We start from the raw sequence: 19988 nt of genomic DNA on the forward strand, positions 1-19988 counted from the left end.
CCAATGACCAGCTCGGGCCAGTGACCAGCTCGGGCCAGTGACCAGCTCGCCAATGACCAACTCGGTCAGTGACCGGCTCAGACTTGGGCGACGCTGTTGGCGATTCCGGCCAGGTGATTGAGCCGGATGATCTCGCCCGGCAGCCACGGGAGTCCCGGACGGCCGACCAGCAGGGCGCGATCACCGAGCGGGGCGATCGCCAGTTCCGTCCCCAGGTTCGTCCAATCCGACGGCGCCCATTCGTCGTCCAGATCGAGGACCCGGGCCGGCTGGGCCGGCCACCACGGCACGGCCAGTGCGGTGATCTCGGGGGCCGCCACACTATGGGCGAGTACGGCCGATTTGTTGCTTTCGTCGGGCGCATCGAGGACGAGCACCCACCCGGCCCGGAATATTCGTTCCACCCCGTCGGCGAGTACCCGCAGCGCATCGTCGCCACCGGCGGCCAGGCGATCCAGCAGTTCCAGCTCCCGGTGTGGATCCATCACCGAGGCGTAGGGCCGGATCGACTCGACCCGGACGCCCTCGATGGTGCGGGCCGCGGTGATCAACGAATCGGCCAGCCGATCGGGGGCCAGATCGAGCACCAGGTCGTCGACGGCGAAGCCGGGGGAGCGCTCGATGACGTCGACACTGAGAATGTCCGCGCCGACAGAACCGAGGGCAGTGGCGACGGCGCCGAGCGCGCCGGGGCGATCGGGGAGCACCAATCGCAGGAGGTATGACACGCAGTGAGTCTCCCGGACGTATATGTCACGCAGGTAAAGGGGTGCCGCACGGCTCCGCCTAGACTGTGCTGTTGTGGCTCACCAAAACTCAACCCAAGGCCCCCAGGGCGCGGAATCCGACGGTGCCCGGATAAGCACCGACGAGGTCGCGAAGCTGGCCCGGCTCGCTCGGCTGGCTGTGACCGACGACGAACTGACGGTGTTCGCGGGACAGTTGGACGCTGTGCTGGCGTCCGTGGCCCGGGTAGCCGAGGTCGCGGCCGCGGATATCGCGCCCACCTCGCATGCGGTGCCGATGACGAACGTATTCCGCGCCGACGAGGTGCGACCCTCGCTCCCCAGAGATGCGGTGCTGGCCGGTGCGCCGGCCGTCGAGGATGACAAATTCCGCGTCCCCCGAATCCTGAGCGAGGAAGCATGACCGAGCTGACCCACCTCACCGCGGCCCAGCTCGCGGAAACCGTCGCCTCCGGGCAGGCCAGCGCAGTCGACGTCGCGCAGGCCCATCTCGATCGCATCACCGATGTCGACCGGGCCGTCCGCGCCTTCCTGCACGTCGACACCGAGGGTGCGCTCGCCGCTGCTGCCGCGGTGGATGCCCGCCGGGCGGCCGGTGACGAACTCGGACCGCTGGCCGGGGTGCCACTGGCGATGAAGGACGTCGTCGTCACTGAGGGAGTGCCGACGACCGCCGGTTCACGGATCCTCGAGGGGTGGCGCCCGCCCTACGACGCAACCATCAGCAGCAAGATCAAGGACGCCGGAATCGTCATCCTCGGCAAGGTCAACATGGACGAGTTCGCGATGGGGAGCTCCACCGAGAACTCGGCCTATCACCCGACACACAACCCGTGGGATCTAAGCCGTATCCCGGGTGGATCCTCCGGCGGGTCGAGCGCGGCGGTCGCTGCCTACGAGGCGCCGCTGTCGATCGGCACCGACACCGGTGGTTCCATCCGCCAGCCGGCCGCCGTCACCGGAATCGTCGGGCACAAGCCGACCTACGGTGCGGTCTCGCGTTACGGACTCATCGCCTTCTCCTCCTCACTTGACCAGGCCGGCCCGTTCGGGCGGACGGTCCTCGACACGGCGCTGCTGCATGAGGTCATCGCCGGGTACGACCCGATGGATTCGACCTCCATCCCGCAGCAGGGGCCGTCGGTGGTCCAGGCCGCCCGTGACGGGGCGCGCGGTGAGCTCAAGGGGCTTCGGGTCGGCGTTGTGCGCGAATTGGGCGGGGATGGCTACCAGCCTGAGGTGCTGGCCTCGTTCCACGCGGCGATCGAGACACTGCGATCGCTCGGCGCCACCATCACCGAGGTGAGTTGCCCGCATTTCGACTACGCGCTCGCCGCTTACTACCTGATCGCGCCCAGCGAGTGCTCCTCGAACCTGGCTCGCTTCGATTCCGTCCGCTACGGCCTGCGGGCCGGTGACGACGGCGAACGGTCGCTCGAGGAAGTGATGTCGCTGACCCGCGAGCAGGGCTTCGGGCCGGAGGTGAAGCGACGCATCATCCTCGGCACCTACGCGCTCTCCAGCGGGTACTACGACGCCTACTACGGGCAGGCCCAGAAAGTGCGCACGCTGATCTCCGGAGATTTCGCCTCGGCCTTCGCCGACGTCGACGTGCTCATCTCGCCGACCACGCCGACGGTCGCCTTCGGCATCGGCGCGGTGCAGGACCCGATCGCCATGTACCTCAACGACCTCTGCACGCTGCCGGCATCGCTGGCCGGTCTGCCGGCGATCTCGGTACCGTCGGGCCTCTCCACCGAGACCGGGTCGACGCTGCCGATCGGCCTGCAGATCATGGCGCCGGCGCTGGCCGACGACCGTTGTTACCGGGTCGCCGCCGCCTTCGAATCGGCGGCCGGCACGATCATCGATGCAGCCCCCTCGCTTGAGCACGGAGTATCGGCATGACCGTTTCCTACGACGATGTGATGAGCCGCTACACGCCGACCTTCGGCCTGGAGACGCACGTCGAGCTGAACACCGTCTCCAAGATGTTCTGCGGCTGCTCGACCGAGTTCGGCGCCGAGCCCAACACGCATACCTGCCCGGTCTGCCTCGGGCTCCCCGGTGCGCTGCCGGCGGTGAACGCAACGGCCATCGAGTCGACGGTGAAGATCGGCCTGGCGCTGAACTGCACGATCGTGCCGTGGTGCCGCTTCGCCCGCAAGAACTACTTCTACCCCGACATGCCGAAGAACTTCCAGACGTCCCAGTACGACGAGCCGCTCTGCATCGAGGGCTACCTCGACGTCGAGGTTCAAGGGAAGACCTATCGGGTCGGCATCGAGCGGGTGCATATGGAGGAGGACACCGGCAAGAACACCCATGTCGGTGGCGCCACTGGCCGGATTCACGGGGCCGAGTACTCGCTAGTCGACTACAACCGGGCCGGGATTCCGCTGATCGAAATCGTCACCAAGCCGGTCGAGGGAGCGGGCGAGCTGGCACCGGAGGTGGCGAAGGCCTACGTTGCCGAACTGCGTGATATTCTGCGGGCGCTCGGCGTCAGCGATGTCCGAATGGAGCAGGGGTCGCTGCGCTGCGACGTCAACCTCTCACTCGCCCCGAACGGTGCCACCGAACTCGGCACCCGAACCGAGACGAAGAACGTCAACTCGCTGCGTAGCGTCGAACGGGCGATCCGCTCCGAGATGATCCGTCAGGCTGGTCTGCTCGACGTTGGTACCCGAATCTTCCAAGAAACACGGCACTTCCAGGAGACGACCGGTGACACTCGTCCCGGGCGCAGCAAGGAGGAGGCGACCGACTACCGGTACTTCCCCGAGCCGGATCTCGTGCCGGTCGCGGCGTCGGCGGAGTGGGTCGAGAAGGTCCGCGCGCAGATGCCGGAGCTGCCGGCCGCACGTCGAGCCCGCATCGAGTCCAGTCTGGGCGTGAGCGCCGAGGATATGCAGCAGATGAGCAACGCCGGAGTGGTTGAGCTCGTCGGTGAGACGGTGGAGGCCGGAGCACCGGTCGGCGAGGCCCGCAACTGGTGGCTGGGGTACCTCGCCCAGACGGCCAATGCCAAGGAGATCTCGGCGTCTGAGCTGGCGATCACCCCGGTGCAGGTAGCCCGGGTCGTGGCGCTGGTGGCGGACGGAACGCTGTCGGCGGCGCTGGCCCGGCAGGCGATCGACGCGGTGCTGGAGACCGGTGAGGACGTCGACACGATCGTCGCCGAGCGCGGGTTGAAGGTCGTCTCGGACTCCGGCGCGCTCACCACGGCCGCCGACGAAGCGATCGCGGCGAACCCGGACGTGGCTGAGAAGGTACGGTCGGGGAAGGTGGCCGCGGTTGGAGTGCTCGTCGGTTCGGTGATGAAGGCGACCCGCGGGCAGGCTGACGCAGCCACCGTGAAGGCGATCCTCCTGGAGAGATTGGGCGTCAGCGAATAGTGGCTACCTGGCAGCAGTTCTGTACCGCGGCGCCCGAGATGGCGACGCGCGCCCGTGCGCTGCTAGACGCCCACAAGCACAAGACGATGGCGACGCTGCGCCGTGACGGTTCGCCGCGCATCAGCGGCATCGAGATCGAGTTCACCGGCGACGAGGTGACGATCGGGATGATGCCGGAGTCGATGAAGTTGCACGATGTGCAGCGGGACCCGCGGGTGGCGATCCACAGCCCGAGCCTGGGGGCGACCACCGACGAGGACGCGAAGAGCCAGCCACGATGGAAGGGCGACGCGAAGTTCTCCGGCACGTTGGAGGCGATCCCACTGCCGGGCGAGGATGCCGTACCCGGCTCGTATTTCCGGGTGAATCTGAGTGAGGTCGTGCTGACGCATCTCTCCGACGACGGGAAAGAGCTGGTCATCCAGTCCTGGACGCCCGAGCACGGCCTGCGCAGCGTCAACCGCACGTGACCTCGACCCCCGAGCGACCTGGGGAGTTTTCTTCCCGGATTCCGGGAAGAAGACTCCCCCCATCGGTGTCGCTCTGATCGGCCTGGTCTTCCTCGGATATCTGGCGAGCGCCCTCACTCTCGCAATCATGTGGCGCAGAGTTGAGGGGCACGCCTTTCGCATCCTGGCCACGGTCGTTGGCGTCAGCATCCTGGTCGCCGCCACCGGGGCGCTCTACCTGGCGACTTCTCGCTCTGAGGCATCAACACCGCCCGACCTGGGGAGTAATTTTCCCGGATTCCGGGAAGAAAACTCCCCGCAACGGGTGGTAGGGCAGATCAGGGGCTGGCTGGCCGATTACACCGGTGAGTCGGCTCCGCCGAGCTGCGGGACGATGCGGATGACCCGATCGTCGGCGGGAACCGGTGCGCCCTCGCCGTCACGGTTGCTGGTGGTCAGCCAGAGCGCGCCGTCGGTTGCGGCGACAACGGTGCGCAGCCGCCCATACTTGGTCAGTTGCTCACTGACCAGAGCCCCCACCGTCGAGGTGGCGGTGCTGCTGCTGGTCGCGGTGAGCCCGGCGCCGAGCAGATCCGTCCCGTCCCGCGACGTCACGTAGAGCTGGGCTCCGATGACGGCGCAGCCGCCGAAGTCGCCCTTTGCGGCCGGCGCCGTCGCCGCGGCGGCGATGCTGGTCGCGCGCGGAGCCGGCCAGCCGTAGTTGGCGCCGGCCGCAAGCACGTTGATCTCGTCCTTGGCGGGGGCCGCCGGGTTCGTCTCGGCTTCGAAGATCGGTCCGGTGCTGCTCTGGCAGAGGCCGTCCACCTCATGGTGACCGCTGGTGAAGACCGGCCTCCCAGCCCTCACCGGCGCTCCGACCGGGTTTACCAGCAGCACCTTGCCGGCAAGGCTGGTCGGGTTCGCGGCCAGACTCGGCTGTCCGGCGTCCCCGGTGCCGATGTAGAGATTTCCGTCGATCCCGAAGAGCAGGCGTCCGGTGTTTCCGGTCTTTCCCTTCGGGATCCCGGTGAGCACGGGCGCCGGGGTACCGCCCATGGTGAAGTCCACGACCCGATTGTCAGTGGGCGTGGTGATGTAGGCGTAGATGAGCCGGTCCTCGGCGTAGGTCGGTGAGAGCGCGAGGTCGAGCAGGCCACCGTCGCCGCTGGCGTCGAGCCCGGTAAGCGTCTTCACCACGGTCACCGGCTGGTCCGGCTTGGGCTGAACCTGCAGGATCCGCCCCGACGCCCGCTCACCGACGATGGCCGTCCCGTCCGGCATCATCGCCAGCCCGACCGGTGAGGCGAGGCCCTTGGCCAGCACGTTCGGATCCTCAGCCGGCGTCGGGGACGGGGCGCCCGGAGTCTGCGAACCGCCGCTGCCCGGACTGCTGGAGGGAGCGCTGGGGGTGGGTAGCCCCGGCACCGCTGAACCGCCGGTGCCGCCGCCTCCGCCGTCGCCCTGGAAGGATGGCTTCGGAACCCAGTTGGGCGGATTCGCGTCGGCGCTGCTGCAGGCAGCGACGCATAGCGCCGCCATCAGGGCCGCCAGCATGGTGTACCCGCGAGAGCGCATTGATCCAGTCTGCCCGCGACGGTGGGGTTCACGCACCCCGAACGTGGTCATGCACGGCAGATTCATTGACTTGCCGGACCGTCTGAAGTTGGCCACGCTAGCGTCGCCGGTGCGCCTGCGGTGCGTACTTGGGGGTGGCCTCAGCCATCTGAGGTAGGTGCCCGGCGCTGGCCCGGGTAAGCGCGGCCAGATCGCTCAGGCGCACACAGGGCAGGCGGACCGAGCCGTCGGCCAGCACCGCGTAGACGCTGCGCCCGGTGACACTGAGGCCGCGGATCTCCTCCCAGCGCATGATCCGGGTACCGAAGAGAGCTCGCACCGCGATTCCGTCGGAGGCGACGATCGTGGCCGTCCGGGCCACGTAGAACGCACCGGCGATCGGAATGAGGTAGATCGCCAGCAGAGCGGGGGAGCGCACCAGCACAGTGAGGCATCCCGCGAGCAGGGCGACCGCGAGGTACGCCGACCTCGACAGGGCGAACCGGGTGGCCCGGGTGGGCTGGCTGGGCTCGGTGGGCTCGCTGGGCTGGCCGAGCTGGCTGGGCTCGCTGGGCGGCTTGGACTCAGGGACAGACATCGCCTCAACGGTACCGTCCCGCCATTCCGGCCGCGCGCCGGATGGCACGGGCTGACCTCAGCCGAGTGGGGCACCGGCAGGCTTAGGCTGAGCGCTGTGACTACGGAATCAGCACCGGCCAACTCAGCAGCCCCCACCTCCTCGCGCAAGCCGCACAGCGGCATCGTCACTGACGGTGTCGAACGGGCCGCGGCCCGCGGAATGCTGCGCGCCGTCGGGATGGGTGACGACGACTGGCGCAAGCCGCAGATCGGCGTCGCCTCGTCCTGGAACGAGATCACCCCCTGCAATCTGTCGCTGGACCGGTTGGCCAAGCGAGCAAAGGTCGGTGTCCACGGGGCCGACGGTTACCCACTGGAGTTCGGCACCATCTCCGTCTCCGACGGAATCTCCATGGGCCACGACGGCATGCACTACTCCCTCGTCTCCCGCGAGGTGATCGCCGACTCCGTGGAGACGGTCTTCCGGGCGGAGCAACTGGACGGCGGTGTGCTGCTGGCCGGCTGTGACAAGTCCCTTCCGGGCATGATGATGGCCGCCGCGCGTCTGGACGTGGCCGCCGTCTTTCTCTACGCCGGCTCCACGCTGCCTGGAAACTACAACGGCCGAAACGTCACCATCATCGACGCCTTCGAGGCGGTCGGTGCCTGCCTGGCCGGACGAATCACCCGTGACGAGGTCGACGCCATCGAGCGGGCGATCTGCCCCGGCGAAGGGGCCTGCGGTGGCATGTACACGGCCAACACGATGGCCTCGGCCGCCGAGGCGCTTGGACTCTCGCTGCCCGGCTCAGCCTCCCCGCCCGCGCCGGACTCGCGCCGGGACGCCTACGCCGAGCGCAGTGGCGAAGCGGCGGTGCACCTCGTCGACGCCGGGGTCACCACCCGTCAGATCCTTACCAAGGAGGCCTTCGAGAACGCGATCACCGTGGTGATGGCGCTCGGCGGTTCGACCAACGCCGTGCTGCACCTGATGGCGATCGCACGCGAAGCCCACGTCGAACTCGACCTGGCCGACTTCAACCGCATCGGTGATCGGGTGCCGCACCTGGCCGACGTAAAGCCGTTCGGCCAGTACGTGATGACCGATATCGACGCGATCGGTGGGGTGCCGGTGGTGATGAAGGCGCTGCTGGATGCCGACCTGCTGCATGGCGACGCGCTCACCGTCACCGGGAAGTCGGTGGCCGAGAACCTGCGTGACATCGCGCCTCCGGATCCGGACGGGAAGATCATTCACGCCATGAGCGATCCGATCCACCGGACCGGCGGATTGGCCGTGCTCCACGGGACGTTCGCCCCGGAGGGCGCAGTCGTGAAGAGCGCCGGCTTCGACAGTGACACCTGGGAGGGGCCGGCCCGGGTCTTCGAGCGGGAACAGGACGCCATGGACGCGGTGGCCGCCGGCACGCTGAAGGCCAATGACGTGGTCGTCATCCGCTGGGAGGGGCCGAAGGGCGGCCCCGGTATGCGCGAGATGCTGGCTGTCACCGGTGCCATCAAGGGAGCGGGTCTCGGTAAGGACGTCCTGCTCCTCACCGACGGGCGTTTCTCCGGTGGTACGACCGGGCTCTGCATCGGCCATGTGGCACCGGAGGCGGCGGTCGGTGGTCCGATCGCGCTGGTAGAGGACGGCGACCTGATCCGCCTCGACATGACCGCCCGCACGCTCGACCTGCTGGTCGAGGACGCGGAGCTGGAGCGGCGCCGGGCCAACTGGAAGCCGCTGCCGGCCCGCTTCGACTACGGCGTGCTCGGCAAGTACGCCAAACTGGTCGGCTCAGCCGCGCATGGAGCTGTCTGCGGCTGAGTCGACCGGCTCGGATGACGCGGTCGGACTGCGGTTAGCGTGCCCGTCCGAAGTCTTCGGTGAACCAGACCTTGCCGGTATGGGCGTCGACCATCACGTCGATACCGACCTCGCGGTAGGTGCTGCTGAGGATGTTCAGACGGTGACCGTTGGCCGGTGCCTTCTCGTTGTACATGTAGGTCTGCAGGGCCAGAACGCCTTTGGCGCTCGCGTTGGTGCTCCAGCCGATGTTCTCACCCGCGGCCCGGAAGTTGTACTTCACGGCCTTGATGCGCTGGGCGAAGCTCGCCTCGCTCTGCACCTGGTGGGACATGGTGTTGCGGGTGGCCATCGCCTTGTCGTGGGCGTAGGCCGACGAGATCAGCTTGGTGTTCATCTTCAGCGGGGCCAGGTGGTGGGCCTTGCGCTGGGCGTTCATCAGCTTCAGCATCGCGTTGGCGATGTCCGGGCGGCGAACGGAGGCCGCGGAGGCCGAGTTCGTCAAAGCGCTCAAGCCGAGAACGGTTGCGCCGATGAGGAGCATGGAGACGACAGCACGACGCGAACGGGCGAAGCGGGGGCGATCTGTGACATTCCTTGTCATATGGGCCATCCGGTACTAGTTGGGATTCTGTAGATCCCCAGCCAGACGCCAGTCACCTGGCATCCCCGAAGCACATACTTTCCGAAAGCCAGGCCTTCGGTCCCGTGTATATGCCTTGCCCACTCGGCGCTTCCCTGCGCCGGTAGTTGTTACTGCCGATATGGTTGCACGAAGAGTCGGCAGTGACAAACGCAGACAGCGCGGAACGGACGATCCGACCCATGAGCAGGTCTCGATGAAGTATCTGATCACCGGCGGTACCGGGTTCATCGGACGACAGCTGGTCGCCGCGCTGCTCGGCCGCGACGACACCGAGCGCATCCTGCTGCTGGTTCGGGAAGGTTCGCTGCCCAAGGCCGAGACGCTGATCCAATCCCTGCTGCCCCAGGGCAATCACGGTCGGATCCAGGTGATCGTCGGTGACCTCACGATCGACGAGCTCGGTATCCCGGCCTCGGTGCGGGATGCACTGGTCTCAACGATCGATCATGTCGTCCACCTGGCTGCGGTCTATGACATCACCGCCTCCGAGGAGGTAAACCAGCGCGTCAATGTCGAGGGCACCCGACGGGTCGTCGAACTGGCCAATCAGCTCGGTAGCTGCCGGCTGCACCACGTCTCGTCGATCGCTGTCGCCGGCGCCTACTCGGGGACCTTTACCGAGGATATGTTTGATGAATCGCAGCCATTGCTGATCCCATATCAGCGCAGCAAGTTCGACGCCGAGCGCGTCGTCCGGCAGCAGAGTCACGTCGCCTGGCGTATCTACCGCCCAGGGGTGGTCATCGGGGATTCGACCACCGGCGAAATTGACGAGGCCGACGGTCCGTACTTCCTCTTCCCGACGATCGCCTGGTTGGCCGGCCTGCCCGCCGTACCCGTGCTGGCGCCGCTCATCGGATACACCAACATCGTCCCGGTCGACTTCGTGGTGGCCGCGATGCTCAAGCTGATGCACGAGCCGGGCCTCGACGAGCGGGCATTCCATCTGACCCACCCTCGTCCGCAGAGCACGACCGAGGTGTACAACGCCTTCGCCCGCTGGGCGAATGCCCCGACGATTGCAGCAGATCTGCCCCTGCCGCGCGCCGCCGCGTTGAGCCGGTTGGCTCGGCGGGCGCGCCGGCTACCGGGGGCAGCGGTGATCGAGGGCGCCGTACTTCATCGCATGGACGTCCCCCGCGAGGTCCTCGACGTGCTCACCCTCCGGCCCCGCTTCGACTCGACGATCACCCATGAATTACTGGCCGTCGACGGGATTCGCTCACCCGAACTGGCCGAATACGCCGACGTGATCTGGAGCTATTGGCGCGCCAATCTCGATCCGTATCGGGCCCGACGACACGGGCCGGCCGGGGCGTTGGACGGTCGCCGGGTGGTGATCACCGGAGCCTCATCGGGGATCGGACGGGCCACCGCGATCGCCGCGGCCGAACGCGGTGCGGTGGTACTCCTCGTCGCTCGCCGAGCCGAGGAACTCGCCGACGTCGAAGCGCAGATCAGGGCCCGCGGCGGTCGCGCCCACAGCTACCCGTGCGACCTCACCGACGCCGATGCCGTCCAGGCCCTGGTCAAACAGATGCTGGCCGATCACGACGGGATCGAGATGCTGGTGAATAACGCCGGCCGCTCGATCCGGCGCTCGATCGCCGCCTCCACCGACCGCTTCCACGACTTCGAACGAGCGATGGCGCTGAACTACTTCGGCGCGCTGCGGCTGACCCTCGAGTTGCTGCCTCAGATGCGGGAACGACGGATGGGACACGTCGTCAACGTCTCGACCATGGGCGTGCAGAGCATCTCGCCGCGCTTCTCCGCCTACGTGGCCAGCAAGGCGGCGCTGGACCAGTTCACCCGGGTCGCGGCGGCCGAGACCCGGGGCGAGGGCGTCACATTCACCACTGTGCACATGCCGTTGGTGCGCACTCCGATGATCGAGCCGACACAGATGTATCAGTCGCTGCCCGCGCTGAGCCCGGAGCAGGCGGCGGCGCTGGTCATCAAGGGTTTGGTCCGGCGACCCCGGCAGGTCAACACCTGGATGGGGCGGGGGGCGACCGCGGCCCAGTTGCTGGTGCCCGGCCTGGTCGAAGCGGCGGCCAGCGAGATCTACCGGCTCTTCCCCGACTCCCGGGCCGCCGGCGGCCCGGGGGAGGAGGCCGTCGTCAGGCCTCGCTAGCGGCTCCGGCTCGCGGGCCCGGTTGAAGTTGGGATGTCGGTTGAACTTCTGACGCCGGGACGTGTAGCCTTGGCATCGTGTTCAAGCTTGTAGTACTCCCACAGCGCATCCGGTAGGCCTTCCGGCCTCACCCGATGCGCTAACCCTTCGTGCCTGGCACGGAGGGTTTTTTGTTGGGCTTTTTGTTTAGGTTTTGCGAAGCGATCATGGGAACACCACCCGCCGAAGACGGACATGAGAAGGGCTCCACGGCAATGAGCGACACGACGACTGGCGAGACGATGAGCGGTGCCAAGGCATTGGTGCGATCGCTTGAAGAGGTAGGCGTCGAGGTCGTTTTCGGCATTCCCGGCGGTGCGATCCTGCCGGCCTACGACCCGCTCTTCGACTCCACCCGCCTGCGTCACATCCTGGTTCGCCACGAGCAGGGCGGTGGCCATGCGGCCGAGGGGTACGCGCAGGCCACCGGTCGGGTCGGCGTCTGCATGGCGACGTCAGGCCCCGGGGCCACGAACCTGGTCACCCCGATCGCCGACGCCTACATGGATTCGGTGCCGATGGTCGCGATCACCGGGCAGGTGGCCCGCCCGATGATTGGCACGGACGCCTTCCAGGAGGCGGACATCGCCGGGATCACGCTGCCGATCACCAAGCACAACTTCCTGGTGCAGAGCGCCGAGGAGATCCCCGAGGCGATCGCCGCCGCCTTCCACTTGGCGGCGACCGGTCGGCCGGGCCCAGTGCTGGTCGACCTGCCCAAGGACATCCTGCAGGCCGAGACGACCTTCAACTGGCCGCCGACCATCGACCTCCCCGGCTACCGGCCGACCACCCGCCCGCACAGCAAGCAGGTGCGTGAGGCGGCGAAACTGATCGCCGCCGCCCAGCGGCCGGTGCTCTACGTCGGCGGTGGCGTGATCAAGGCCCGGGCCAACGTGGAACTGCGCCAGCTCGCCGAGCTGACCGGAATTCCGGTCGTCACCACCCTGATGGCCCGCGGCGCTTTCCCGGACAGCCACAAGCAGCACCTGGGTATGCCCGGCATGCACGGCAGCGTCTCCGCGGTGACGGCGCTGCAGAAGGCTGATCTGCTGATCGCTCTGGGCACCCGCTTCGACGACCGGGTCACCGGCCGGCTGGAGAGCTTCGCCCCGCACGCCGCGATCATCCACGCCGACATCGACCCGGCCGAGATCGGTAAGAACCGGGTCGCCGATGTGCCGATCGTGGGAGACGTCCGTGAGGTGCTCATCGAGCTGGTTCCGGCCGTCCGGGCCGAGTTCGAAGCGGGCAACCAGGCCGACCTCACCGGGTGGTGGCGGCAGCTGGACAGCTGGCTGACCACCTATCCGCTCGGCTACGAGGAGCCTTCGGACGGAACGCTGGCGCCGCAGTACGTCATCGAGCGGCTCGGCAAGATCGCCGGGCCGGAGGCGATCTTCGCCTCCGGTGTCGGCCAGCATCAGATGTGGGCCGCCCAGTTCATCTCCTATGAGAACCCGTACACCTGGCTGAACTCCGGCGGCGCCGGAACGATGGGCTACTCGGTGCCGGCGGCGATGGGGGCCAAGGTCGGACGTCCGGACGCCACCGTCTGGTCGATCGACGGCGACGGCTGCTTCCAGATGACCAACCAGGAACTGGCCACTTGCGCCATCGAGGGGATCCCGATCAAGGTCGCGGTGATCAACAACGGCAACCTCGGCATGGTGCGTCAGTGGCAGACGCTCTTCTACGACCAGCGTTACAGCCAGACCGAGTTGGGCACCCACAAGCACCGCATCCCGGACTTCGTGAAGCTGGCTGACGCGCTCGGCTGTGTCGGACTGCGCTGTGAGACGAAGGCCGACGTGGACGCGACGATCGAGAAGGCGATGAGCATCAACGATTCGCCAGTGGTCGTCGACTTCACCGTGGGGGCCGACGCGATGGTCTGGCCGATGGTCGCTGCCGGTTCGAGCAACGATGACATCCAATTCGCCCGGGACGTGCGACCGGTCTTCGACGGGCAGGAGTGATGTCTGAGCTGACCCGGATCGGGCTGCTGGCCGGCATGAGCTGGCAGTCGAGTCAGCAGTACTACCGGCGCCTCAACGAACTCGTCGGCGAACGGGTGGGCGGCTACGCCAGCGCCCCGGTCACGCTGCACTCGGTCGACTTCGCCGAGATCCACGAGCTGCAGCTAGCCGGTGACTGGGAGGCCCAAGGGCGACTGCTCAACCGCGCCGCTCTGGCCTTGCAGGCCGGTGGTGTGCAGGCGGTCGCACTGGCCACCAACACGCTGCACCTGGTCGCCGAGCAGATCAGTGCCGGACTCGACGTCCCGTTCCTCGACCTCATCGACCTGGTGGGGGACGCGGTTGCGGCGAGTGGCACCAAGACGGTCGGCCTGCTGGCCACCGGCTACACCATGCGCAGTGACCTCTACGCCCGCCGGTTGGAGAAATTCGGCGTGGAGGTGCTGGTGCCCCAGAGCGATGACCTCGAACTGGCGCACCAGATCATCTACAGCGAGCTGGTCAAGGCAGTCATCACCCCCGACTCCCGAGCTCGCTACCTTGAGGTCATCGATCGCCTGGTTGACCGCGGCGCCACCGGCGTCATCCTCGGCTGCACGGAGATCCCGCTGCTGCTGCGACAGAGCGACACCCCGATCCCGCTCTTCGACACCACCGAACTGCACTGCCAGGTACTGGCAGACGTCATCATCAACGGAGCTCAAAAATGAAACGCGGTAGTCGCCATGAGTAAGCACACGCTCTCCGTCCTGGTCGAGAACAAGCCAGGTGTGCTCGTACGCGTATCCGGTCTGTTCAGCAGGCGCGGCTTCAACATCGAGTCCCTGGCCGTCGGCCCCACCGAGCGGCCCGAGGTCAGCCGCATCACCATCGTCGTCAACGCCGAGGGTGACATCGTCGAGCAGGTCACCAAGCAGCTCAACAAGCTCATCAACGTCTTGAAGATCGTGGAACTCGAGCCCTCCAATGCGGTGGCCCGGGAGCTGCTGTTGGTGAAGGTCCGCGCCGACGACACGACCCGTCGCAGCGTGCTGGAGACGGTCGAGCTGTTCAAGGCCAAGGTCGCCGACGTCGGCCCGGACGCCCTCACCATCGAGTTGACCGGGCGTCCGGACAAGCTCAACGCGATGCTGCAGATGCTCGAGCCGTACGGAATCCGCGAGATGGTGCAGTCCGGCACGGTGGCCCTGGCGCGGGGCCCGAGATCGATGACGCAGGCACCCCTGCGCTCGATCGAACGCAGCGCCTAGTTAGTCGCGATCTCGTCCTCGAGCCGGCCGGCGGTGGCACTGACCGCCGCCGCTATCGCGAGGAGGCGCATAATTTGCAAGTTCATCAACCAAGAGAGGTAACGCCAGACCATGGCTGTGGAGATTTTTTACGACGACGACGCTGACCTGTCGATCATCCAGGGACGCAAGGTGGCTGTGCTCGGCTACGGAAGCCAGGGGCACGCGCACGCGCTGAGCCTGCGCGACTCCGGCGTCGACGTCCGGGTCGGCCTTCCGGAGGGCTCGAAGAGCCGGGCCAAGGCCGAGGAGGAGGGCCTGCGCGTCCTCACCCCGTCCGAGGCGTCGGCCGAGGCCGACGTGATCATGGTGCTCGCACCGGACCCGGCCCAGCGCAAGCTCTACGCCGACTCGATCGAGCCGAACCTCAAGGATGGCGACGCCATCTTCTTCGGTCACGGCTTCAACATCCGCTACGGCTACATCAAGCCGCCGGCCGGTGTGGACGTGGCCATGGTCGCGCCGAAGGGCCCGGGCCACCTGGTTCGCCGTCAGTTCGTCGACGGCAAGGGCGTACCAGTGCTCGTCGCGGTCGAGCAGGACGCCACCGGTAAGGCCTTCGAGCTGGCGCTCTCCTACGCCGCCGGTATCGGCGGAACGCGGGCCGGCGCCATCAAGACGACCTTCACCGAGGAGACCGAGACCGACCTCTTCGGTGAGCAGGCCGTGCTCTGCGGTGGCGCGTCGCAGCTGGTGATGTACGGCTTCGAGGTGCTGACCGAGGCGGGCTACGCCCCCGAGATCGCCTACTTCGAGTGCCTGCACGAGCTGAAGCTCATCGTCGACCTCATGTACGAGGGTGGTATCGCCAAGCAGCGCTGGTCGGTGTCGGACACCGCCGAGTACGGCGACTACGTCTCCGGTCCGCGGGTCATCGACGAGCACGTGAAGCAGAACATGCAGGCCGTCCTCGCCGACATCCAGGACGGCACCTTCGCGGCGCGTTTCATCGCCGACCAGGACGCCGGCGCGCCGGAGTTCAAGGCGCTCCGTGAGAAGGGTGAGAAGCACCCGATCGAGGACACCGGACGTAAGCTGCGTGGCCTGATGAGCTGGGTCGCCAACGACGACGACTACGTCGAAGGCTCGGCACAGCGCTAGAGCTAGAGCTAGAGCCTGCGGCGGCGCCGATTGCCAGCGCAAAGGCCCGTTGCCCAGCTAATCAGCGATAGCCGCTTCGGAGGGGGCCGTCTCACCAATCGGGTGAGGCGGCCCCTTCTTGTACGTCAGCACGAACAGCAGCGCCATCCCGGCGACGAGTCCCCAGAAGGGGGCGCCGATCTTCGCCACAGTGATTCCGGAGGCTGTGACCAGGAAGGTGAGGATGGCCGGCTCTCGCATCGTCGGTTCGGCCATGGCGACGTTGAGCGAGTTGGCCAGGGTGGCCAGCAGAGCCAGTCCGGCCACTGTCTCGACCAGTCCCGACGGTGCGACCACGACCAGGGAGGCCAGCACGCCCGCCAGCAGGCCGAGCACGATGTAGGCGCCGCCGGCGACTGCCGCCGCTCGCCAGCGACGGTTCGGGTCACGCCCACCGTCCGGGCCTACGCAGAGGGCGGCACTGATCGCGGCCAGATTCACCGCCTGCCCGCCGAAGACGGCGCAGAGCATGGTGCCGACGCCGGTGGCGCGCAGCACCGAGGCCAGCGGCGCCCGGTAGCCGAACGTCTGGAGCACGGTCACTCCCGGCAGGTTCTGTGAGGCCATCGTCACCACGAAGAGCGAGATTCCAAGCGGGATGGCCGCCGGTGCGAAGTGTGGTGCGGTGAGCGCCAACGTGGGGGAGAAGGAGCCGAACTTGGCCCCGCGCTGATGCGCTGAGACCAGGATCGCGCCGATCGCCACCAGCATCGCCGCCGGCACCGCCCAGCGGCGGGCGAAGCGGTAGAGCAGTGCCCAGGTGGCGATGATCGGCCAGGTGAGCCCGGGGTTGTGGACCAGAGTGGTCACCGGGGCCAGGCACAGCTCCAGCAGCACTCCGGCCAGCAGGGCGTTGGCGATCGCCGAGGGGACGGCCTCGACCAGCCGACGCAGCGGGGCGAAGAGGCCGCTGACGAGGATCAGTCCGCCACAGATGAGGAAGCCGGCGACGGCGGTTGCGAACCCTCCGGCCAGGTGACCGGTGCCCCCGAGGAGGGCGGCCCCGGGAGTTGACCATGCGATGCTGATCGGAATCCGGTGCCGCAGGCTCAAGCCGATGCCGAGCAACCCCATCGCCAAGCTCAGGATGAGCAGCCCGGAGGCGGCCTGCTGCTGCGAGGCTCCGACCGCCCGCAGACCGGCCAGCACCACCGTGAACGAACTGGTGAAGCCGACCAGCGCGGTGACGAGACCGGCGCTGAGCGGCGCGAATCGGTCGCCGCTGGGGTCGTGGGGTGGGTTGTCGGCTGGCGGGCCGGCCGGGTCGTCGGGGGGCGCGGTCATGGTCCGACCGAGGCTACTGGAGCGGCTGCCGGGTTGCCGCAGGCTCTTCTGCCGGATTGATCGATTCCTAAGCCTCAGACCGGCGAATTCCGGCGAAAGCAGGGAGTGAGAGCGCGGCGTCTCGTCAGGTGAGATCGCGAGTCCGAATGGCAGGACGATTCGCTAGGCTGTTGGGCATGAAACTAGCGGTCATCCCCGGCGACGGTATCGGTATCGAGGTCACGGCTCAGGCCCTGCGCGTCCTGGAGGCAGTGCTCCCCGGCGTGGAGAAGACCGAGTACGACCTCGGTGCCTCCCGCTGGCACCGCACCGGTGAGACGCTCCCGGACTCCGTCCTCGAGGATCTCCGCAAGCACGACGCGATCCTGCTCGGCGCGGTCGGTGACCCGACGGTGCCATCGGGCGTGCTCGAGCGCGGCCTGTTGCTGAAGCTGCGCTTCGCGCTCGACCACTACGTCAACCTGCGCCCGGCCAAGCTCTACAAGGGCGTCAGCACGCCGCTGGCCGGCGAGCCGGAGATCGACTTCATCGTCTACCGCGAAGGAACTGAGGGGCCGTACACCGGCAACGGCGGCGCGCTGCGCGTCGGAACGCCGAACGAGGTAGCCACCGAGGTCAGCGTCAACACCGCCTTCGGCGTCGAGCGGGTCGTGCGGGCCGCCTTCGCTCGCGCCGCCCAGCGCCCGCGCAAGCACCTGACCCTGGTTCACAAGAACAATGTGCTGGTATTCGCGGGTGATCTGTGGTTCCGCACAGTGGCCGCCGTCGGCCAGGAGTACCCGGATGTGACCGTCGCCTACAACCACGTGGACGCCGCCACCATCTACCTGGTCACCGACCCGGGCCGCTACGACGTCATCGTCACCGACAACCTCTTCGGCGACATCATCACCGACCTCGCCGCCGCGGTGGCCGGCGGGATCGGCCTGGCTGCCTCCGGAAACGTCGACCCGTCCGGGACGAACCCGTCCATGTTCGAGCCGGTTCACGGTTCGGCCCCGGACATCGCCGGTCAGGACAAGGCCGACCCGACCGCCGCGATCCTCTCGGTCGCGATGCTGCTCGAGCACCTCGGCGAGACCGAAGCGGCGGCCCGGGTCGAGGCCGCCGTCGCCGCCGACCTCATCAGCCGGGATCCGGCCAAGCCCGGCTCGACCAGCGAGATCGGGGCTCGACTGGCCGCGGCCGTCAGCGCCTGACACCGCTCGGTTGCCGCGAGCGTGAACTGACCCCTGGTTTATGCATTCGTCAGTCTGGTGAGGCGTGTGTCACAATTCAGGGTCGCCCGAGCAATACCTGATCACTGAAGGACATCCATGCAGACCGACGCGTTCCACGTCTTCGACACCACGCTGCGAGACGGTGCCCAGCGTGAGGGGATCAGCTACTCGGTCGCCGACAAACTTGCGGTGGCCCGACTGCTCGACCAGGTCGGAGTCGGATTCATCGAGGGTGGCTGGCCGGGTGCCATGCCCAAGGACAGCGAGTTCTTCGCCCGCGCCGCCGACGGCGAGTTGATCCTCAAGAACGCGATACTCAGCGCGTTCGGCGCAACCCGGCGGGCCGGCGTAGCGGTCGAGGACGATGCCCAGGTGCAGGCCCTGCTCGACTCGCGGGCGCAGGTCATCACCCTTGTCGCCAAGTCCGACGTCGCGCACGTGGAGTTGGCGTTGCGCACCACGCCGGAGGAGAACCTGGCGATGGTCCACGACACCGTTGCCTTCCTGCGGGCCCATGACCGTCGGGTCTTCATCGACTGCGAGCACTTCTTCGACGGCTACCAGCGTGACTCCGGCTATGGCGTCGCGGTGCTGGAGGCGGCGGCCGCCGCCGGTGCCTCGGTCGGCGTGCTCTGCGACACCAACGGGGGCATGCTCCCGGTCGGCGTGCGTGACATCGTCGTTGACGTCGCCGCTCGGACTTCGCTGCGGTTGGGCATCCACACCCAGAACGACACCGGCTGCGCCGTCGCCAACACCTTCGCCGCCGTCGACGCCGGGGCCACGCACGTGCAGGGCACCGCGAACGGGTACGGCGAACGGGCCGGAAATGCCGACCTCTTCGCGGTGATCGGCGGGTTGGTGACCAAGATGGGGCTGGACGTACTCCCGGACGGGGCGCTCGCCGAGATGAGCCGCGTCTCACACGCCATCGCCGAGATCGCCAACCTCGCGCCCGACACGCACCAGGCCTACGTCGGAACCTCGTCCTTTGCCCACAAGGCTGGACTGCACGCCTCCGCGATCAAGGTGAAGCCCGAGCTGTACAACCACTTGGACCCGGCCGTTGTCGGTAATTCGCAGCGCATCCTGGTCACCGAGATGGCCGGCCGGGCCTCGATCGAGTTGAAGTCACGTGAGCTCGGGGTGGACGTCGCCAGCCGTCCCGAGGTGGTGGCCGAGGTGGTGCACCAGATCAAGGAGCGGGAAGCATCGGGCTGGTCCTACGAGGCGGCCGACGCGTCATTCGAGCTGCTGCTGCGTGACGCCCTCGGCGGAGAGGACGCCGTCGCCGAGCTCTTCACCGTCGAGTCCTACCGGGTCATCATCGACCGGCGCGAGGACGGGACCCTGGTCAGCGAGGCGACGGTGAAGGTACACGCCAACGGCACCCGGGTGATCTCCACCGAAGAGGGGAACGGCCCGGTAAACGCACTGGATCGAGCCCTGCGATCGGCCCTGCAGACGGTCTATCCGCAGCTGCGAAACTTCGAGCTCAGCGACTACAAGGTGCGAATCCTGGCCGGACGGGCCGGCACTGACGCAGTCACCCGGGTGCTCGTCGAGACCTCGCAGACGCCGAACGCCACCGCGGCGAATCCGGTTAGCTGGACGACGGTCGGGGTGCACGGCAACGTCATCGAAGCCTCTTGGCTGGCGTTGCACGACGCCGTCCGGTACGGACTCCTGCACGAGACGCGCTAGCGCAGGACCGACTCAGC

General features: G+C 67.6%; 17 protein-coding genes. 12 read left to right on the forward strand and 5 right to left on the reverse strand.

Translation table 11 applies throughout. The features are described 5' to 3' along the window. Nucleotides 1-77 precede the first annotated feature (77 nt). The gene (locus tag CPH63_RS13225; protein ID WP_096303371.1) at nucleotides 78-728 is read right to left on the reverse strand and encodes an ACT domain-containing protein; all 651 of its coding nucleotides are present in this window, start codon (nucleotides 726-728) and stop codon (nucleotides 78-80) included. A gap of 73 nt (nucleotides 729-801) precedes the next feature. Here CPH63_RS13225 and gatC point away from each other — a divergent pair, with 73 nt between their 5' ends. Genes gatC through CPH63_RS13245 form a run of 4 tightly spaced genes read left to right on the forward strand, consistent with a single transcriptional unit; the run spans nucleotide 802 to nucleotide 4614 of the window. Further along, nucleotides 802-1149, forward strand: a complete 348-nt coding sequence (gene gatC / locus CPH63_RS13230) for an Asp-tRNA(Asn)/Glu-tRNA(Gln) amidotransferase subunit GatC (protein ID WP_241895651.1) — start codon at nucleotides 802-804, stop codon at nucleotides 1147-1149. Then, nucleotides 1146-2654, forward strand: coding sequence for an Asp-tRNA(Asn)/Glu-tRNA(Gln) amidotransferase subunit GatA (gene gatA, locus CPH63_RS13235; protein WP_096303372.1), 1509 nt, complete (start codon nucleotides 1146-1148; stop codon nucleotides 2652-2654). The genes gatC and gatA overlap by 4 nt, the downstream gene beginning before the upstream one ends. Continuing rightward, a complete protein-coding gene (gene gatB / locus CPH63_RS13240; RefSeq protein ID WP_096303373.1) occupies nucleotides 2651-4144 on the forward strand; it encodes an Asp-tRNA(Asn)/Glu-tRNA(Gln) amidotransferase subunit GatB in 1494 nt (497 codons plus the stop codon). The genes gatA and gatB overlap by 4 nt, the downstream gene beginning before the upstream one ends. Nucleotides 4145-4182: 38 nt before the next feature. Beyond that, on the forward strand, nucleotides 4183-4614 hold the full coding sequence (locus CPH63_RS13245; protein WP_197704348.1) for a pyridoxamine 5'-phosphate oxidase family protein: 432 nt from the start codon (nucleotides 4183-4185) through the stop codon (nucleotides 4612-4614). Between the two features lie 336 nt (nucleotides 4615-4950). Here the strand turns inward: CPH63_RS13245 and CPH63_RS13250 are convergent, their stop codons facing one another. Continuing rightward, a complete protein-coding gene (locus CPH63_RS13250; protein WP_157749523.1) occupies nucleotides 4951-6168 on the reverse strand; it encodes a sorbosone dehydrogenase family protein in 1218 nt (405 codons plus the stop codon). Nucleotides 6169-6265: 97 nt separating this feature from the next. Then, a complete protein-coding gene (locus tag CPH63_RS13255; protein WP_096303376.1) occupies nucleotides 6266-6745 on the reverse strand; it encodes a PH domain-containing protein in 480 nt (159 codons plus the stop codon). A gap of 96 nt (nucleotides 6746-6841) precedes the next feature. Between CPH63_RS13255 and ilvD the strand changes: the two genes are divergently transcribed. Then, the gene (gene ilvD / locus CPH63_RS13260) at nucleotides 6842-8554 is read left to right on the forward strand and encodes a dihydroxy-acid dehydratase (protein ID WP_096303377.1); all 1713 of its coding nucleotides are present in this window, start codon (nucleotides 6842-6844) and stop codon (nucleotides 8552-8554) included. A gap of 34 nt (nucleotides 8555-8588) precedes the next feature. On the opposite strand, the gene CPH63_RS13265 is transcribed toward ilvD, so the two are convergent. After that, nucleotides 8589-9137 carry a CAP domain-containing protein gene (locus CPH63_RS13265; protein WP_157749524.1) on the reverse strand — a complete coding sequence of 183 codons (549 nt, stop codon included), beginning with the start codon at nucleotides 9135-9137 and terminating at the stop codon, nucleotides 8589-8591. 235 nt (nucleotides 9138-9372) lie between these two features. On the opposite strand from CPH63_RS13265, the gene CPH63_RS13270 reads away from it, so the two are divergent. From CPH63_RS13270 to ilvC, 5 genes are all read left to right on the forward strand, one after another. Then, on the forward strand, nucleotides 9373-11316 hold the full coding sequence (locus tag CPH63_RS13270; RefSeq protein ID WP_157749525.1) for an SDR family oxidoreductase: 1944 nt from the start codon (nucleotides 9373-9375) through the stop codon (nucleotides 11314-11316). A 206-nt stretch (nucleotides 11317-11522) separates the two neighbouring features. Then, a complete protein-coding gene (locus CPH63_RS13275; RefSeq protein ID WP_172892207.1) occupies nucleotides 11523-13334 on the forward strand; it encodes an acetolactate synthase large subunit in 1812 nt (603 codons plus the stop codon). Then, nucleotides 13334-14044 (forward strand): aspartate/glutamate racemase family protein, encoded by a 711-nt coding sequence (locus CPH63_RS13280; protein WP_172892208.1) that lies wholly within the window; start codon nucleotides 13334-13336, stop codon nucleotides 14042-14044. The genes CPH63_RS13275 and CPH63_RS13280 overlap by 1 nt, the downstream gene beginning before the upstream one ends. Nucleotides 14045-14059: 15 nt before the next feature. Beyond that, nucleotides 14060-14584, forward strand: a complete 525-nt coding sequence (gene ilvN / locus CPH63_RS13285; protein WP_096303381.1) for an acetolactate synthase small subunit — start codon at nucleotides 14060-14062, stop codon at nucleotides 14582-14584. A gap of 111 nt (nucleotides 14585-14695) precedes the next feature. Continuing rightward, the gene (gene ilvC / locus CPH63_RS13290; protein WP_096303382.1) at nucleotides 14696-15724 is read left to right on the forward strand and encodes a ketol-acid reductoisomerase; all 1029 of its coding nucleotides are present in this window, start codon (nucleotides 14696-14698) and stop codon (nucleotides 15722-15724) included. A gap of 57 nt (nucleotides 15725-15781) precedes the next feature. Here ilvC and CPH63_RS13295 read toward each other — a convergent pair whose 3' ends face one another. Next, nucleotides 15782-17047, reverse strand: a complete 1266-nt coding sequence (locus CPH63_RS13295) for a benzoate/H(+) symporter BenE family transporter (RefSeq protein ID WP_096303383.1) — start codon at nucleotides 17045-17047, stop codon at nucleotides 15782-15784. 176 nt (nucleotides 17048-17223) lie between these two features. Between CPH63_RS13295 and CPH63_RS13300 the strand changes: the two genes are divergently transcribed. Further along, nucleotides 17224-18246, forward strand: coding sequence for a 3-isopropylmalate dehydrogenase (locus tag CPH63_RS13300; RefSeq protein WP_096303384.1), 1023 nt, complete (start codon nucleotides 17224-17226; stop codon nucleotides 18244-18246). Between the two features lie 117 nt (nucleotides 18247-18363). After that, the gene (gene cimA / locus CPH63_RS13305) at nucleotides 18364-19971 is read left to right on the forward strand and encodes a citramalate synthase (RefSeq protein ID WP_096303385.1); all 1608 of its coding nucleotides are present in this window, start codon (nucleotides 18364-18366) and stop codon (nucleotides 19969-19971) included. Nucleotides 19972-19988 lie beyond the last annotated feature (17 nt).

Source organism: Jatrophihabitans sp. GAS493 (assembly GCF_900230215.1).
Classification (GTDB): domain Bacteria; phylum Actinomycetota; class Actinomycetes; order Mycobacteriales; family Jatrophihabitantaceae; genus MT45.

What these genes read in the sequence shown, in the direction of transcription:
- CPH63_RS13270 (WP_157749525.1), top strand. Translation starts at nt 9,373, where the DNA reads ATGAAGTATCTGATCACCGGCGGTACCGGGTTCATCGGACGACAGCTG.
- CPH63_RS13255 (WP_096303376.1), bottom strand. Translation starts at nt 6,745, where the DNA reads ATGTCTGTCCCTGAGTCCAAGCCGCCCAGCGAGCCCAGCCAGCTCGGC.
- ilvN (WP_096303381.1), top strand. Translation starts at nt 14,060, where the DNA reads ATGAGTAAGCACACGCTCTCCGTCCTGGTCGAGAACAAGCCAGGTGTG.
- ilvC (WP_096303382.1), top strand. Translation starts at nt 14,696, where the DNA reads ATGGCTGTGGAGATTTTTTACGACGACGACGCTGACCTGTCGATCATC.
- CPH63_RS13295 (WP_096303383.1), bottom strand. Translation starts at nt 17,047, where the DNA reads ATGACCGCGCCCCCCGACGACCCGGCCGGCCCGCCAGCCGACAACCCA.
- CPH63_RS13275 (WP_172892207.1), top strand. Translation starts at nt 11,523, where the DNA reads ATGGGAACACCACCCGCCGAAGACGGACATGAGAAGGGCTCCACGGCA.
- cimA (WP_096303385.1), top strand. Translation starts at nt 18,364, where the DNA reads ATGCAGACCGACGCGTTCCACGTCTTCGACACCACGCTGCGAGACGGT.
- CPH63_RS13265 (WP_157749524.1), bottom strand. Translation starts at nt 9,137, where the DNA reads ATGACAAGGAATGTCACAGATCGCCCCCGCTTCGCCCGTTCGCGTCGT.
- CPH63_RS13245 (WP_197704348.1), top strand. Translation starts at nt 4,183, where the DNA reads ATGGCGACGCGCGCCCGTGCGCTGCTAGACGCCCACAAGCACAAGACG.
- CPH63_RS13300 (WP_096303384.1), top strand. Translation starts at nt 17,224, where the DNA reads ATGAAACTAGCGGTCATCCCCGGCGACGGTATCGGTATCGAGGTCACG.
- CPH63_RS13250 (WP_157749523.1), bottom strand. Translation starts at nt 6,168, where the DNA reads ATGCGCTCTCGCGGGTACACCATGCTGGCGGCCCTGATGGCGGCGCTA.
- CPH63_RS13280 (WP_172892208.1), top strand. Translation starts at nt 13,334, where the DNA reads ATGTCTGAGCTGACCCGGATCGGGCTGCTGGCCGGCATGAGCTGGCAG.
- gatB (WP_096303373.1), top strand. Translation starts at nt 2,651, where the DNA reads ATGACCGTTTCCTACGACGATGTGATGAGCCGCTACACGCCGACCTTC.
- gatA (WP_096303372.1), top strand. Translation starts at nt 1,146, where the DNA reads ATGACCGAGCTGACCCACCTCACCGCGGCCCAGCTCGCGGAAACCGTC.